The sequence below is a fragment of the Stenotrophomonas sp. KH_052 genome, from assembly GCF_057838755.1.
On the sequence record NZ_CM174475.1, the window covers coordinates 1,166,581 to 1,181,371 of the forward strand.

Consider the following 14,791-nt stretch of genomic DNA (forward strand, 5'->3'; position numbering starts at 1 on the left):
CCTCCCGGGTTTTCAACCGATGGCAGTCCAGGCGCGCGACCTGGCCGATGCAATGACACGATCGACGATCTGCGCCGAGCGCAGCCCATCTTCGAAGGTCGGCAGTCCCTGCGGGCGCTCGCCGTTGATGGCGCGATAGGTGTCGGCAACAAATGCTTCGAAACACTGCGCGTAGCCCTGCGCGTGACCGGCGGGCAACACCGACAGCCGGCGTTGCTCGGCACTGCCGGCACCGGGGCCACGCACGAAGATTTCCTCGCGCTGGTCGGGCAGGCCGATCCACAGCCGCTCGGCGTCTTCCTGGTTGAAGGCCACGCTGGCGTTGGCGCCATCGATCTCGAACCAGAGGCGATTGCGGCGTCCCGCCGAGACCTGGCTGACCGTCAGCGACGCCAACGTACCGGCGCCGGTTCTGAACATTGCCAGCGCCACGTCCTCGCTCGTCACCGCCTGCATCGCGCTGCCTGCCGTCGGCGTGCTGAAGCTTTGACCGGTGTCGGTGCCGCGTTCGGCGATCACGGTATCGAACGCCGCGCTGACTTCGGTGAAGCGCTCGCCGCTGACCCATTCCGCCAGGTCGCACCAGTGCGAGCCGATGTCGGCGAACACGCGCGAAGCGCCTCCCAGCGCGGGGTCCACGCGCCAGTTGTTGCTGGCCGGATCCAGCAGCCAGTCCTGCAGATAGCTGCCGTGAATCAGGTGCAGCGGTCCCAGTTCGCCCTGCGCGATGCGTGCGCGCGCCTCGCGCACCACCGGGTGGTAGCGGTAGACGAAGGGCACCGTAGCAACCAGTCCGGTCGACGCGGCCAAACCTGCCAGCGCCTGCGCATCTTCCAACGTGGTGGCCAGCGGCTTCTCGCAGATCACGTGCTTGCCGGCATCCAGCGCAGCCTGCGCCATCGAGCGGTGCAGATGGTTGGGTGTGCAGACATGCACGACCTGTACCTGCGGATCGGCGATGAGCTCCTCGATGTCCCGGTAGGCGCGCGGGACATTCCACGACTGCGCTGCCTCACGCGCGCGCTGCGGTGACGAGGCCGCCACGCCGCGTACCTCGGCACCCGCCAGCAATGCCGCACGGCGATGCACGGTACCGATCATGCCGGCGCCGATGATGGCGATTCCAAGCTTTGGCATCGGCTGTGGTCCTCAGAGCGTGGAAGGCGCGGCCGCGGCTACCGGCCGCTCGCGGAACAGCAACAGGAAGGCGATCAGCACGAGCAGTGCGACGCCGGCCGGGAACAACCAGATCTTCTGCCAGTCCGGGCCCGCTGTCGTGGTGTAGTGCTCCACCACCGCGCCGGACAGGAAGGTGCCGATCAGCATGCCCACGCCGTAGGTGGCCAGGGTGATGAACCCCTGCGCGCTGCTGCGCGCGGCGGGGCCGGCATGCGCATCGGTGTAGATCTGCCCGGTGACGAAGAAGAAGTCGTAGCAGATGCCGTGCAGCACGATACCGATCACCAGCAGCGAGAAGCCGCCGCCCGCATCGCCGAAGGCGAACATGGCATAGCGCACCACCCAGGCCGCCATGCCCACCGCCAGCATCGTCTTGACGCCAAGGCGAACGAACAGGAACGGCATGGCCAGCATCAGCAGGACTTCGGAAACCTGGCCCAGCGATTGCAGGCCGGCCGCGCCGCGCACGCCGAGATCGTTGAGATATGGGTTGGTGAAGTTGTAGTAGAACGACAGCGGGATGCAGATGGCGATGGAGGCCAGGAAGAACACCAGGTAGGAGCGCGACTTCAGCAGCCGCAGCGAGTCCAGCCCCAGGATCTGCCCCAGCCCAGCGTCGCGCTGCTGTGCCAGTGGCGGCGTGTGCGGCAGGGTGAAGGCATACAGGCCCAGCGCCAGCGAGGCCACCGCCGCCATCTGGAAGGTCAGCTCCAGACGATGCGCCTGTTCCCAGCCCAGCCAGCCGATCAGCACGCCCGCTACGATCCAGCCGATGCTGCCCGCCACGCGCACCAGCGGGAACTGCTTCTCGGGCGATTGCATGTGCCGCATCGCCACACTGTTGGCCAGCGCCAGCGTGGGCATGAACAGCAGCATGTAGCCCATCACGTAGGCCGAGAACATGCTGAAGCTGGTCGCCGTGGACGCCAGCCACATCAGCACCGCGCCGGCCAGGTGCAGCACCGCGAGGATGCGCTGCGCGGCGAAGTAGCGATCGGCGATCAGGCCGACCAGGAAGGGCGCGACGATGGCGCCGATGGACTGGCTGAGGAAGGCCGTTGCCACCTGGCTGGCGCTGGCCTGCAGCGGGCCCTGCACCAGGTAGGTTCCGAGGGTGACGAACCATGCCCCCCAGATGAAGAACTGCAGAAACATCATCGCGCCCAAGCGCGACATGGCGTGCGTCATGGCTTGCCCTCCCGGGGCGGTAATGGCTCAGATTCCCAGCATGCGGCGCAGTGATTGCGGGTCCGTGCCGCTGTCGGCGAAATCATCGAAGGCACGCTCGGTCACCCGGATGATGTGGTCGCGGATGAACGCGGCACCTTCGCGTGCGCCGTCCTCGGGGTGCTTCAGGCAGCACTCCCACTCCAGCACCGCCCAGCCCGGGAAGTCGTACTGCGCGAATTTCGAGAAGATCGCCTTGAAGTCGACCTGGCCGTCGCCGAGCGAACGGAACCGCCCCGGACGATCGATCCAGTCCTGGTAGCCGCCATAGACACCACTGCGCGCGCTTGCGTGATACTCCGCGTCCTTGACGTGGAAGATGCCGATGCGATCGTGATAGCGGTCAATGAAACCCAGGTAGTCCATCTGCTGCAGCAGCAGGTGGCTGGGGTCGTACAGGATCTTCGCGCGGGGGTGCTGATCCACCACATCGAGGAAGCGCTCGAAGGTCGCGCCGTCGTGCAGGTCCTCGCCCGGATGGATCTCGAAGCACAGGTCCACGCCGCAGGCGTCGAAGGCATCCAGGATCGGGCGCCAGCGGCGGCCGAGTTCGGCGAAGGCTTCTTCCACCAGACCCGGTGGACGCTGCGGCCAGGGATAGAAGTAAGGCCAGGCCAATGCGCCGGAGAACGTGGCATGCGCGGTCAGCCCCAGGCGCTGGCTGGCCTTGGCGGCCAGCAGCAGCTGCTGCACCGCCCAGGCCTGGCGTGCAGCCGGATCACCGCGCTTGTCGGCCGGCGCGAAACCGTCGAACAGGCTGTCGTAGGCGGGGTGGACGGCAACCAGCTGCCCTTGCAGATGGGTGGACAGCTCGGTGATCTGCAGGCCATGTCCGCCCAGCATGCCAGCGAGGTCGTCGCAGTACGCCTGGCTGCGCGCGGCCTCGGCCAGATCGAACAGGTGGGGCGCGCTGGACGGTACTTGTAGGCCAGAATAGCCCAGACCTGCGGCCCATCCGGCCAAGGTGTCCAGTCGATCAAAAGGAGGTGTGTCACCGATGAACTGCGCCAGGAACAGCGCTGGACCCTTGAGCGTTTTCAAGCGGATTCGCCTCGATGCAATCGATTGCATTACCCTAGCATGGGCCTCCCGCAGAGCCGTTGTGCACTGCACAGCGGCAGGAACGACGTAACCCATGGCCACCATCTACGACATCGCGAAGCACGTCGGCGTCTCCGCAGGCACGGTGTCGCGGGCGCTTTCGCGGCCGGACAAGGTGCTGCCGGCCACCCGCACGCGCATCGAACAGGCGGCCGCTGCCCTGGGCTATGTGCCCAACACGGTCGCCCGGACGCTGAAGACCCAGCGCAGCGGCAAGATCCTGGTCACCGTCCCGGACATCGCCAATCCATTCTTCGCGCAGATCCTGCAGGGCGCGGAGGACGCGGCGCAGGCGGTCGGCTACGCCGTGCTGCTGGGCGATACCCAGAATCTGCCCGAGCGCGAGGAGCGCTACGCGCAGATGCTCCGGCGCAACGAGGCCGACGGGCTGATCGTGCTGGGGCACCGCCTGCCGCCGACGGCGCGCGAGATCGTCCAGCAGCGGGGCACCGCTGCACCGGTGGTCAATGGCTGCGAATTCGATCCCGCGCTGGGCATCCCCAGCGTCCACATCGACAACGCGGCCGCCGCGCGCGCGGTGATGGACCATCTGTATGGGCTGGGACACGAGCGCATCGCCGTGGTCGGCGGGCCGCCCGACAATCCGCTGCACCAGCAACGGATGGAAGGGGTCCGGGCCGCCGCCAAGGCGCGCGGCCGCCTGCGCCAGCTGGGCATCGTGCCGGGCGACTTTTCCCTGCAGTCCGGCCATGCGGCCGCGCAGGCGCTGCTGGCCTCGGCCGCCGCGCCGACGGCGATCTTCTGCTTCAGCGACCAGATGGCGCTGGGTGCCCTGGCGACCTGCCGGGATCTGGGCATCCGCGTGCCGGAGGACCTGTCCATCGTCGGCTTTGACGATCTGGCATCGTCGCGTTACCTGACGCCGCCGTTGACCACCATCCGGCAGCCCATGCGCGAGATCGGTGAGCGCGCGGTCAACCTGCTGCTCGCCATCATCGAGCAGGTCGATGTGCCGCTGCAGCAGACGCTGGATTTCAGCCTGATGCTGCGCGGCTCGACGGCTGCGCCCAGCAGCGGCTGAGGGCCGTGCGGAGCAGTTGGCCTGCAGCCGCCGGCCGGCACGGTTGCAGCCAGCAACCCTTGATCCGGAATTGACGCGAAGCTGTCAGACTCGGCACAGGCAGCCCGCCAGGCTGCCAGGGGGGGAACGTGCGATCGCTCAAGGGGGTCGGCCATGCCGTTCTTGATTGACGCGACGGAAGTCGCAGTCGAGGGCATCGGCGCGGCGCGGCGCATCGGCTGGATGCGCTTCGTCGGCAATGGGCTGGGGGCGATCCCGATCGCTTCGATCATTCTCGAACGCCAGGATGGCGCCTGGGCGTGGGTACTGTTGCTGCTCAACGCGTTGGCGTGGCCGGCGCTTGCACTGCTGCTGACCCACCGATCCCGCCAGCCCGCGGTGGTGCAGTTCCGCTGCATGGTGGCCGACTCCTTCTTCGGCGGTGGCTGGATCGCCTTCATGGCGCTGAGCGCGGTCCCCAGTGCGTTGTTCGCCGCGCTGCTGGTCGCCGACAAGATCGCTGCCGGTGGCGTGCGGTTGGCGATGCGGGCGACGCTGGCACTGGTGCTGGGCTTTCTGCTCAGCTGGTGGGCGCTTGGATTTCCCTACCAGCCCATCTCCTCGCAGCGCACGATCGTGCTGAGCGTGCCGTTCCTGTTCGTGTATGGCATCGGGCTGAGCATCCTGAGCTGGCAACTGGCACGCCGGGTCAAATCACAGAACCGCCAGCTGCAGCGGCTGAGCCGGATGGATCCATTGGTGGAGCTGGCCAATCGTGGCTTCCTGATCCTCCGCGCGCAGCAGGTGCTGGACAAGGCGCAGGGACAGGGGGGCTTCGCCTGCCTGCTGATGCTCGACGTCGACGACTTCAAGCGCATCAACGATTCACATGGGCATCGGGCCGGGGACGAGGTGTTGCGGCAGATCGCCGCCACCTTGCGCGAGTTCGCACGCCCGGGCGACATACCGGCACGGTTGGGTGGCGACGAATTCGTGGTGCTGCTGCGTGACTGCACGACGCGTGATGCGATGCATGTGGCCGAGCGGATCCGGCTGCATCTGCTCGAAGCGGCAAGGCAGGTGGCACCGGGCGTGGAGTTCAGTGTCAGCATCGGTATCGCGGCGACGCCGGGCCAGGGCACCGTGGAAGACTGGCTGGCCACGGCCGACAAGGCCCTCTATCACGCCAAGCGCCAGGGCAAGAATACGGCCAGCTGGGCGGACTGATTTACGGCACCGCACGCCGTGCGCATGCGGTGGGTATCAGAGCGTCCGTTCCCAGACCTGGCCGAGCAGATCGTGGCCAAAGCTGTGGTGGGGCTCTTCCTGTACCAGCTGGAAGCCCGCGCGTTCGTACAGGCGCCGGGCATCGGCCAGTACGCTGTTGGTCCAGAGCGTCATCCGCGTATAGCCGGCGGACGCCGCAAACGCGATGCACTCTTCCACCAGCCGGGCGCCGATGCCCATGCCGCGCGCGGTGGCATCCACATAGAGCAGGCGCAGCTTGGCTGTGCTGTCGTTCTGCCTGACCACGAACACCGAGCCCACCATGTCGCCGTCCTTCTCGGCGATCCAGCAGCGTTCACGCGCCGGGTCCAGCTCGCGCAGGTACTTGGCAACGATCTCCGACACCAGCGCTTCGTACTCCGCATTCCAGCCGAATTCGCGGGCATACAGCGCGGACTGCCGCGAGACCACCAGCCCCATGTCGCCCGGCCGCGGATCCCGCAGCAGGTACGAGGGAGACCTGTCGCCCAGCACGCTTTCGATCTGGCCCATGGCCGAAAGCAGCGTCAGCTGTGCCGTCTCGGGCAGCGTCGCCAGCAGCTCGGTCATTTCCCGCCGCGAGGTTTCTTCCAGTGGCGCGAACACGCTGTGCCCAAGTGCCGTCAGGGTCAGAACGACCACGCGCGCATCCTCGGCCGAGCGGTCCTTGATGAGATAGCCCTGCCGTTCGAACCTGGCGGTGACCCGGCTCACATAGCCGGCATCCAGGCCCAGCTCACGGCACAGGTCCGAGGGCGACAACGGTGCGTGGTGGGCCAGTTCGTACAGGATGCGGACTTCGGTGAGCGACAGGCCACTGCGCAGCAGCGATTCCTGTAGTACCCCGATCTGCCGGGTATAGAAGCGGTTGAAGCGCCGCACTGCATCGGCGCGTTCGGAAAGCGTGCCCATTGCCTTGGCCGATCCATGTATTTGACTTGGTCAAATAATTACTTGCCTAAGTCAAATAATCAAGGGGTACGCAGCTCTGTACTGCGGGCATCGTCCGGCGCCGTCGGCGGGTGTGCGCTGCTGCATGCACAGCGCAGCAGCGCGGCGGCCAGTGCAGGATGCTGGCCGCGCATGGCCAGCTGCAGGGCGGTGATCGGCATGCCCAGTTCCAGCGCGACGAAGGCCAGGCCCGGCCGATGCAGGGTCTGCATCGAGGCCGGCACGATAGCGATGCCCAGGCCCGCTGCAGCCAGGTTGATGGCCGAGGCCACCTGTGGCGCTTCCTGCTGGATGGTGGGGGTGAAGCCCTGGCTGCGGCAGGCAGCGACGACATCGGCGCTCAGGCCATAGCCGGATTTCCGCGAGAACAGGATGAAGCGCTCATCGCGCAGCTCGGTCAGTGCGATGCCCGCCCGGCCGGCCAGCGGGTGTTCGGCCGGCAGTACCGCCACCAGTGGTTCGGCGCTGAGCTGCTGGATCACCAGCTCGCCAGGATGCGAATACGGTGGGCGCACGATCACCGCGTCCAGTTCGCCGTCGTCCAGGCGCCGGATCAGGGATTCACTGCCGTCTTCGACCAGTTGCAGCTGCACCGCCGGATGCGCCTGCCGGAACCTGCGCAGCAGTGCGGTCACCGCGTCGTTGTATGAGGCCGATTCGGTCAGCCCCAGCGTGAGCGTGCCGACCTCGCCGCGTGCAGCGCTCAGCGCCTGCTCCTTGGCGTGGTCGACGCGCGCGAGGATGTCCACGGCTGCTGCCCAGAACACGCGGCCCGCGTCACTGAGCACGATGCCGCGTCCCTGGCGATGGAACAGCGGCGTGCCGATCTCTTCCTCCAGCGCGCGGATCTGCTGCCCGAGCGGTGGCTGGGCGATATGCAGGGCCTCGGCGGCCTTGGTGAAGCTCTGCAGTTGGGCGGTCATGACGAAGTAGCGCAGGTGGCGCAGTTCCATTGGAACCTCAGGCGTTCTGGTGCTGTACGAACACGGTATTGGACGGTCGCCGGTGGCGGCAACATCATCGGTATCCCACGGCAGATGTCCAACTACAAGGGAGACCACATGAAGAAGACACGTCGGCTGCGCGATCTGCTTCGGCAGGGCAGCGTGATAGCACCGGGCGTATTCGATGGCTTGTCGGCACGCCTGGTGGAGCTGGCCGGCTTCGATGCGGTATATGCCAGCGGCGGGGCCATCGCACGTTCGGCCGGCGTACCGGACATCGGCCTGCTCGGTCTCAGCGAAGTGCTTGTGCAGGTTGAACGGATCGTCGATGCCTGCGATCTGCCGGTGATCGCCGACGCTGACACCGGCTTCGGCGGCACCGCGAATGTTGAACGCACGGTGCGCGCGTTGGAAAGGGCAGGGGTTGCCGCCCTGCATATCGAGGACCAGGCCTTCCCCAAGCGCTGTGGTCACCTGGATGACAAGACGCTGGTTGACGCGGGCGAGATGTGCACGAAGATCCGCGTCGCCTGCCAGTCGCGGATCGATCCGGAGCTGATGATCATCGCGCGTACCGACGCCATCGCCTGCGAGGGCCTGGATGCGGCGATCGAACGCGCGCGTGCGTATGTGGAGGCGGGCGCGGACATGATCTTCGTCGAGGCCCCGGAAACGCTGGAGCAGATCGAGGTGATTTCGCAGCGTGTTCCCGGGCCGAAGCTGATCAACATGTTCCACAGCGGCAAGACGCCGCTGGTGCCGGTGCAGCGGCTTGCCGAACTCGATTACCGGCTGGTGATCATTCCCTCGGACCTGCAACGGGCTGCGATCCGGGCCATGCAGCGCACCCTGCAGGAGATTGCAGCGACCGGTGACAGCGGGCGTGTCGCCAATGCGCTGGCCAGCTTCAGCGAGCGCGAGGAGATCGTGCGTACCGGTCGTTATCTGGCGCTGGATCGCGCCTGAGTCGAGGAAGCCTGCCGGGAGCGGGGCGGCGGCCTGTGCAATCGTGGCGTAACGGCCATTCATCCTGCACGCGGCATCGCCACGGCAATCCTCTACCATGGGCCACCCCGCCCGGACCTGCCCTGATGCAAGACGCCCTTGTTGCCCAGCCCAAGCCCCCCGTCCCGAGGATCGCGGCCTGGCTGATGATGCTGCTGGGCATGTGGCTGGCGTTGAAGCTGGGCCTGGTGGTGACCCTGCTGTCGGGTCTGCTGGTGTTCCAGCTGACCCACCTGCTGGCCTCCACCGTGGAGGGCAAGCTGCCGCCAGGTCGGGCGCGGGCCATCGCGGTGATCGTGCTGTCAGCGGTGATCATCAGCGCGCTGGTGCTGGCCGGAATCGGCGTGGCGTCATTTTTCCGCAACGAGACCGGTGGGCCGGACGCGCTGCTGGCACGGCTGATGGAGATCCTCAATTCGTCGCGGCACCAGGTGCCGGCGCTGCTGCAGCCGTACATCCCCGAGGACATGCCGGCACTGCGCACGGCGCTGAACGACTGGGCCGCCGAACATCAGCGCCAGCTGGGCGTGGCCGGTACCTCGGTGGTGCAGGTGGGTGTACGCGTACTGATCGGTATGGTGCTGGGCGCGATGATTGCGTTGTACGACGAACTGCCGCTGCCGAAGATGGGCCCGCTGGCGCAGGAGCTGATCGGCCGCACCAGCCGCCTGGCCACCGCGTTCCGCCAGGTGGTGTTCGCGCAGGTGAAGATCTCGCTGCTCAATACCGTGTTCACCGCCATCTTCCTGCTGGGCGTACTGCCGTTGTTCGGCGTGCACCTGCCACTGTCCAAGACCCTGGTGCTGATCACCTTCATCGCCGGCCTGCTGCCGGTGGTGGGCAACATCATCTCCAACACCATCATCACCATCGTCGCGCTGTCGGTTTCGTTCTACGTGGCCGTGGCCGCGCTGCTGTACCTGATCGTGATCCACAAGCTGGAGTACTTCCTCAATGCGCGCATCGTTGGCGGCGAAATCCAGGCCCGTGCCTGGGAGCTGCTGCTGGCGATGCTGGTGATGGAAGCGGCGTTCGGCCTGCCGGGCCTGGTCGCCGCGCCGGTGTTCTACGCCTATGTGAAGCGCGAACTGGTCGACCAGCGCTGGATCTAGTACGGCAGGGTGTGACGCATTCGGCCCGCCCAGGCGCTTGGTAAGACCTTGCCGGCGCGTTCGCGGTAGCTGCGGTATACCCGTGGTCACGGTTCGCGCGGCACTGGCTTGGCGCTGCCGGGACCGGCGGCTACAGTGATCCGCACTTCAGGGGAAATTTGCATGGCCGGCAAGGCATCGCCCATCGGGTTGCGGACCTGGGTCTGGATCCTGGCGGGGTTGTTCGTGGTCTGTACGCTGCCGTTGATGGCCATCGCGCTGGTCCAGGGCACGCTGCGCTACAGCGCCGCCGAAGACAACCTGGTCAGCCTGCGCCAGCTGCGGCAGACCTTCGACCTGGCCAACCTGGTCTCCGCCGAACGCGGCCCGGCCAACAGCCTGCTCGGCGCCGACCCGGCCGATGCCGCCGAACACGCGCGGCTGGCTGCGCAGCTGGCGATGGCGCGCAGGCGGGTGGATATCTCGATGCAGCAGCTGGACAGCGTGTTCAGGGCCGCTCCCGGTGTGGTGGACGAGCAGGGCCTGCTGGCCGATGCGCAGCGTCGGCTGAAATCGGCGCGTGCGGCGGTCGACCGCGTCACCGCGCAGCCGCAGGAGGCGCGCCGGGTGGAGGAAGTGGAGCGGGCGATCAACAGCATGTTCGCAGTCGTCGACCGGCTGCATCTGCTGACCTCGGCGCAGATCAATCTGCTGGTCAGCGTCGACCGTGAGGCAGCCATTCCGGCGATGCAGGGCCAGGTGCTGATCGATCTGCGCGAGCATGGCGGCCGCCTGGCGTCCAACGTGATGGCGCCGGTCGCGGTGCCGGGCGCCTGGCGCGACGAGCAGGTACGCGCTGCACTGCAGACCGAGGGCCGCCTGCTGGAACTGTGGCGGCTGGCCGGCAGCCACCAGTCGGTGTTCCGCAGTGACCCGGAGCTGTCCTGGCACTGGGACATGGCCCGTCGGCAGTTCTTTGGCGAGTCGCTGCCGATGATCGAGCAGCTGATCGAGGACGGTCGCCGCGGCGTGCCGCCACCATGGACCGCGGCCGAGTTCACCGCGCGCTACGTGCCGACGCTGCAGTCACTGGAAGCGCTGCGTGATGGCTACCTGAGCGTGTCCATCGCCCGTTTCGAGCGCACCCGCAACCGTGAGGCGACACGGCTGGCAGTGTTGGTGGCGACTGCGCTGGGCACGCTGGTGGTGCTTGGCGTGGCCCTGCGCATTGCCCATCTGCAGATCCTGCGGCCGTTGCTGCTGGCGCAGCGGCAGGTGATCCAGATCGCCTCCGATGCACCCGGCCCGGAGCAGCACGTCACCCATCCGCTGGCGGAAATGCAGCGCCTGTTCGATGCCATCGAAGTGCTGCGCGAGAAGTCGCGGGAACGCTTGGCGTTGACCAGCGAGCTGCGCCAGCTGGCCGGTACCGACGAACTGACCGGCCTGCTGAACCGACGCGCGCTGGAGGAAGTGGTGCAGCAGCGGCATGCCGAGGGCGAGGCCAGTGCGGTGGTGATCCTGCTGGACGTCGACCGCTTCAAGGCGATCAACGATGGCCATGGCCACGATGCCGGTGACCAGGTGCTGGAGCAGGTGGCACAGCTGCTGCAGCGCCACCTGCGCCGCAGTGACAGCATTGCCCGCTACGGTGGCGAGGAATTCCTGGTGCTGTTGGCCGACGGTGATCTCGCGGGTGGCCGCCGCCTGGCGGAGTCGCTGCGCCTGGCGCTGCAGCAGTTGGACATCGTAATCGCGGGTGGCATCGAACTGCGGGTGACCGCCAGTTTCGGCGTGGCCCAGGGAGGTACCGATGCACTGGGCTGGCGCACGCTGCTGCGTGCCGCCGATGCCGCCATGTACCAGGCCAAGGCGCAGGGCCGTGATCGCGTGCGGGTGGCCGGTGGCGGGCGCGTTCCGCGCTGAAACGCCACGTTCATCGCTGGCGCACGCAGTGCCGCCTAGACTGGCCCTCCGATCGCTTGGAAGGAGCCATCATGACCGCTCGCCCCGTTGTCGCCGCAGTGCTGCTGGCCGGGTTGTTGGCCGGCTGTACCTCCACCGCTTCGCAGACCGCTGCGGATGCGCCGCGCCATCCCTCCATCGCCGCCGACCTGAGCCCGGTGCCGGCCTTCACCGGCGGCGGCGCGGGTTGGAGCATCGAGATCGCCTCCACCGGCAAGGGCAACCACGATGCCAGCCTCAGCGTTGACGGCCGCATCCACAAGGGCACGCTGCGCTATCTGGGGCAGCCGGCGGATGCGCCCAGCTCGCTGATCGTGCTCAACGGTGAACTTGGCAGGCAGCCGGCTGTCGTCGAGATCAAGCGCGAGTCGTGCCGCACTGCCGAAGGCGTCGACACCCTGGCCAGCGTACAGGTGACGATGGAAGGGCAGCCACAGCGCCGCGGTTGTGGCCATCTGGCGGTGTATTGAGGTCGCGCGACGGCATGCTCGAGATTCCCACGCTTTACACCGAACGCTTGCGGCTGCGCCCGCAACGGCTCGATGACTTCGAGGTCTACGCCGCATTCCTGGCGTCGCCGCGTGCGTGCGGCATGGGCGGTCCGTTTGGTGAGGTCGCCGCGTGGGGGCAGTTCTGCCACGACCTGGCCAGCTGGCAGCTGTTCGGCCACGGTGCGCTGATGATCGAGCGCGGCGACAGTGGTGCCTGCATCGGCCAGGTCGGTATCAACCACGGTCCGTTGTTCCCGGAAAAGGAACTGGGCTGGCTGCTGTACGACGGCCATGAGGGGCAGGGGTTCGCCACCGAGGCGGCCGGCGCGCTGCGCGACTGGGCCTTCGTGGTGGCGCAGCTGCCGACCCTGGTCAGCTACATGGCGCCGGACAATATGGCATCACAGGCCGTTGCGCAGCGGCTGGGCGGCGTGCTCGATGCGCAGGCCGTGCGCAGCGATGCGGATGATCTGGTGTACCGCTACCCGCGTTGAGGCCTAGCCGCGGGTGGCGGGGGCCTGCACCGTGCGGCCGAGCGCCTTGGCGACGCCTTCGCGCTTCTCGATCAGGAACTCCATCAGTGCACGCACGCGAGGTGGCATCTGCTCGCGCGAAGGCACATACAGGTAGAAGCCGGGGAACGGCGTGGACCACTCCGGCATCAAGCGGACCAGGCGTCCATCGGCCAGCATCGGCTGCAAGGAGAGGTCGATGTGCTGCATCACGCCCAGTCCCTGCAGCGCCGCCCGGATCATCCCTTCGTCGTCGTTGCTGACATAGCGACCGCGTGGTTCCACCTCAAAGTCATGGCCGGGTTGGCCGGGCGTGCTGAACTCCCAGGCATAGATGTTGCCGCTGCCGGTCTGTCGGTAGCCCAGGCATTCGTGCGAGGCCAGTTCGGCCGGCGTTGTTGGCGTGCCATGCCGGGCCAGGTAGTGGGGCGAGGCGGCGACCACCATTTCCAGCATCGGCGTGACCGGAACCGCGATCATGCCCTCGGCCAGGCGTTCACCGAGGCGGATGCCGGCGTCGCAGCCGTCGGCGACGATGCTGGACAGGCCATCATCCATCACCAGTTCGATGCGCAGCTCGGGAAAGCGCGCGAAGAATTCCGGCAGGTGCGGTTCGATCAGGGTCTTGGCGGTCAGGCGCGCGGTGTTGATGCGCAGCAGGCCCGACGGTGCATCGTGGTTGGCGCGCAGGCCGCGTACCGCGGCTTCGATGGTGCCCAGCGACGGCCGTAGTGCGTCGAACAGGCGCTGTCCTTCCTCGGTCAGCGACATCTCACGGGTGGTCCGGTGCAGCAGACGCACGCCCAGCTGCCTCTCCAGCGTCTTCAGGTTCTGCGACAGCGCCGGACGCGAGATGCCCATCTCGTCGGCTGCCTTGGTGAAGCTGCGGTGGTGGGCAATGTGGGCGAAGCCGGCCAGATGCGGCAGCAGGGCGGGGCTGAATGGGGTAGATGGATTCATCGGCGGGCCGTCGCGGACTGGTAACTCCAGCTTACTACTGTGGTCAGCATTGTCGGCTTTTTCGAGTCCAATACCAGGCCTATCGTGTTGGCAACGGCGACACCCCGGTCGCCCCTTCGCCCCACAGAGGAAACGCCCATGGAAACCGTCAGCATCCAGAATCCGGACATGGCCTGGCAGATTGCCGCCGACCTGTATTTCCCGCCGGGTTTTGACCGCCAGCGCAGTTACCCGGCCATCATCAGCATGCACCCGATCGGCAGCTGCAAGGAGCAGACCTCGGGCAATGTCTATGGCGAGGCCCTGGCCCGCGAGGGCTTCGTGGTCATTGCCTTCGACGCCAGCTTCCAGGGCGCCAGTGGTGGCGAACCGCGCTGGATCGAAGACCCGACACAGCGGGTGGAGGATGTTCGCCACGTGGTCGACTACCTGGTCACCTTGCCGTATGTGGATGCCGGACGCATCGGCGTGCTTGGCATCTGTGGCGGAGGCGGTTACGCGATCAACGCCAGCATGACCGAACGCCGCATCAAGGCCATCACCAGCATCACCGGGGTCAACTTCGGCCGCCTCAGCCGTGAAGCCTTCGGTGGCTTCGATCCCATTGGCACGCTGGAGGCGATTGCCACCCAGCGCACTGCGGAAATGCGTGGCGGCGAGGCACGCGTGGACATGTTCCTGCCGATGTCGGTGGAGGAGGGGCGTGCGGCCGGCATCACCGATATCGATGTGCTGGAAGCCACCGAGTACTACCGCACTGCGCGTGGCCAGAAGCCCAACGGTGCCTCGCGTGCGCTGTTCTCGCACCGCGCTGCGGCGATCGGTTGGGATGCGTTCCACCTGGCCGAGGTACTGCTGACCCAGCCGCTGCTGGTGGTGATCGGCGACAAGCCGGGCGGCTTCGGTGCCTACCGTGATGGCCTGGAGATCCATGGCCGCGCAGCGTCCAGGCACAAGCAGGTTGCGATGATCGAAGGCTGGTCGCACTACGATCTGTACGACAAGCCGGAGCCGGTGGCGCAGGCGCTGGCGGCGGTGATCCCGTTCTTCAGGCAGCATCTGTGAGGTGATGCTGCCA

Annotated in this window: 14 protein-coding genes; 8 read left to right on the top strand and 6 right to left on the bottom strand. The window is 67.1% G+C overall.

Going from position 1 to position 14,791, the window contains the following annotated elements; genetic code table 11:
• Nucleotides 1-12: 12 nt before the first annotated feature.
• Genes AC3ITW_RS05300 through AC3ITW_RS05310 form a run of 3 tightly spaced genes read right to left on the bottom strand, consistent with a single transcriptional unit; the run spans nt 13 to nt 3,447 of the window.
• Nucleotides 13-1,137 carry a Gfo/Idh/MocA family protein gene (locus AC3ITW_RS05300; protein ID WP_100467956.1) on the bottom strand — a complete coding sequence of 375 codons (1,125 nt, stop codon included), beginning with the start codon at nt 1,135-1,137 and terminating at the stop codon, nt 13-15.
• Nucleotides 1,138-1,149: 12 nt separating this feature from the next.
• Nucleotides 1,150-2,367: a nucleoside permease gene (locus AC3ITW_RS05305; RefSeq protein ID WP_100467957.1), complete on the bottom strand. Its 1,218-nt coding sequence runs from the start codon at nt 2,365-2,367 to the stop codon at nt 1,150-1,152.
• Between the two features lie 27 nt (nt 2,368-2,394).
• Nucleotides 2,395-3,447, bottom strand: a complete 1,053-nt coding sequence (locus AC3ITW_RS05310) for a sugar phosphate isomerase/epimerase family protein (protein WP_100434201.1) — start codon at nt 3,445-3,447, stop codon at nt 2,395-2,397.
• 94 nt (nt 3,448-3,541) lie between these two features.
• Here AC3ITW_RS05310 and AC3ITW_RS05315 point away from each other — a divergent pair, with 94 nt between their 5' ends.
• Both AC3ITW_RS05315 and AC3ITW_RS05320 read left to right on the top strand, forming a co-directional pair.
• A complete protein-coding gene (locus AC3ITW_RS05315) occupies nt 3,542-4,549 on the top strand; it encodes a LacI family DNA-binding transcriptional regulator (RefSeq protein ID WP_100467958.1) in 1,008 nt (335 codons plus the stop codon).
• A gap of 153 nt (nt 4,550-4,702) precedes the next feature.
• Nucleotides 4,703-5,755, top strand: coding sequence for a sensor domain-containing diguanylate cyclase (locus tag AC3ITW_RS05320; RefSeq protein WP_004147793.1), 1,053 nt, complete (start codon nt 4,703-4,705; stop codon nt 5,753-5,755).
• Nucleotides 5,756-5,791: 36 nt separating this feature from the next.
• Here AC3ITW_RS05320 and AC3ITW_RS05325 read toward each other — a convergent pair whose 3' ends face one another.
• Together AC3ITW_RS05325 and AC3ITW_RS05330 are read right to left on the bottom strand one after the other, a co-directional pair.
• A complete protein-coding gene (locus AC3ITW_RS05325) occupies nt 5,792-6,706 on the bottom strand; it encodes a bifunctional helix-turn-helix transcriptional regulator/GNAT family N-acetyltransferase (protein ID WP_012510368.1) in 915 nt (304 codons plus the stop codon).
• Between the two features lie 59 nt (nt 6,707-6,765).
• On the bottom strand, nt 6,766-7,698 hold the full coding sequence (locus AC3ITW_RS05330) for a LysR family transcriptional regulator (protein ID WP_012510369.1): 933 nt from the start codon (nt 7,696-7,698) through the stop codon (nt 6,766-6,768).
• A gap of 108 nt (nt 7,699-7,806) precedes the next feature.
• Here AC3ITW_RS05330 and AC3ITW_RS05335 point away from each other — a divergent pair, with 108 nt between their 5' ends.
• The 5 genes from AC3ITW_RS05335 (at nt 7,807) to AC3ITW_RS05355 (ending at nt 12,735) form a co-directional block, all read left to right on the top strand.
• On the top strand, nt 7,807-8,655 hold the full coding sequence (locus AC3ITW_RS05335; protein WP_012510370.1) for an isocitrate lyase/PEP mutase family protein: 849 nt from the start codon (nt 7,807-7,809) through the stop codon (nt 8,653-8,655).
• A gap of 125 nt (nt 8,656-8,780) precedes the next feature.
• Nucleotides 8,781-9,806 carry an AI-2E family transporter gene (locus AC3ITW_RS05340; protein WP_012510371.1) on the top strand — a complete coding sequence of 342 codons (1,026 nt, stop codon included), beginning with the start codon at nt 8,781-8,783 and terminating at the stop codon, nt 9,804-9,806.
• Between the two features lie 162 nt (nt 9,807-9,968).
• Nucleotides 9,969-11,711 (top strand): GGDEF domain-containing protein, encoded by a 1,743-nt coding sequence (locus tag AC3ITW_RS05345; protein ID WP_012510372.1) that lies wholly within the window; start codon nt 9,969-9,971, stop codon nt 11,709-11,711.
• A 71-nt stretch (nt 11,712-11,782) separates the two neighbouring features.
• Nucleotides 11,783-12,220 (top strand): hypothetical protein, encoded by a 438-nt coding sequence (locus AC3ITW_RS05350; protein WP_012510373.1) that lies wholly within the window; start codon nt 11,783-11,785, stop codon nt 12,218-12,220.
• Nucleotides 12,221-12,234: 14 nt separating this feature from the next.
• Nucleotides 12,235-12,735 carry a GNAT family N-acetyltransferase gene (locus tag AC3ITW_RS05355; protein WP_012510374.1) on the top strand — a complete coding sequence of 167 codons (501 nt, stop codon included), beginning with the start codon at nt 12,235-12,237 and terminating at the stop codon, nt 12,733-12,735.
• A 3-nt stretch (nt 12,736-12,738) separates the two neighbouring features.
• On the opposite strand, the gene AC3ITW_RS05360 is transcribed toward AC3ITW_RS05355, so the two are convergent.
• Nucleotides 12,739-13,713: a LysR family transcriptional regulator gene (locus AC3ITW_RS05360; RefSeq protein WP_100467959.1), complete on the bottom strand. Its 975-nt coding sequence runs from the start codon at nt 13,711-13,713 to the stop codon at nt 12,739-12,741.
• Between the two features lie 138 nt (nt 13,714-13,851).
• On the opposite strand from AC3ITW_RS05360, the gene AC3ITW_RS05365 reads away from it, so the two are divergent.
• Entirely contained in the window at nt 13,852-14,778 is a 927-nt protein-coding gene (locus AC3ITW_RS05365) for an alpha/beta hydrolase (RefSeq protein ID WP_012510376.1), read from the top strand.
• The last annotated feature ends 13 nt before the right edge of the window (nt 14,779-14,791 follow it).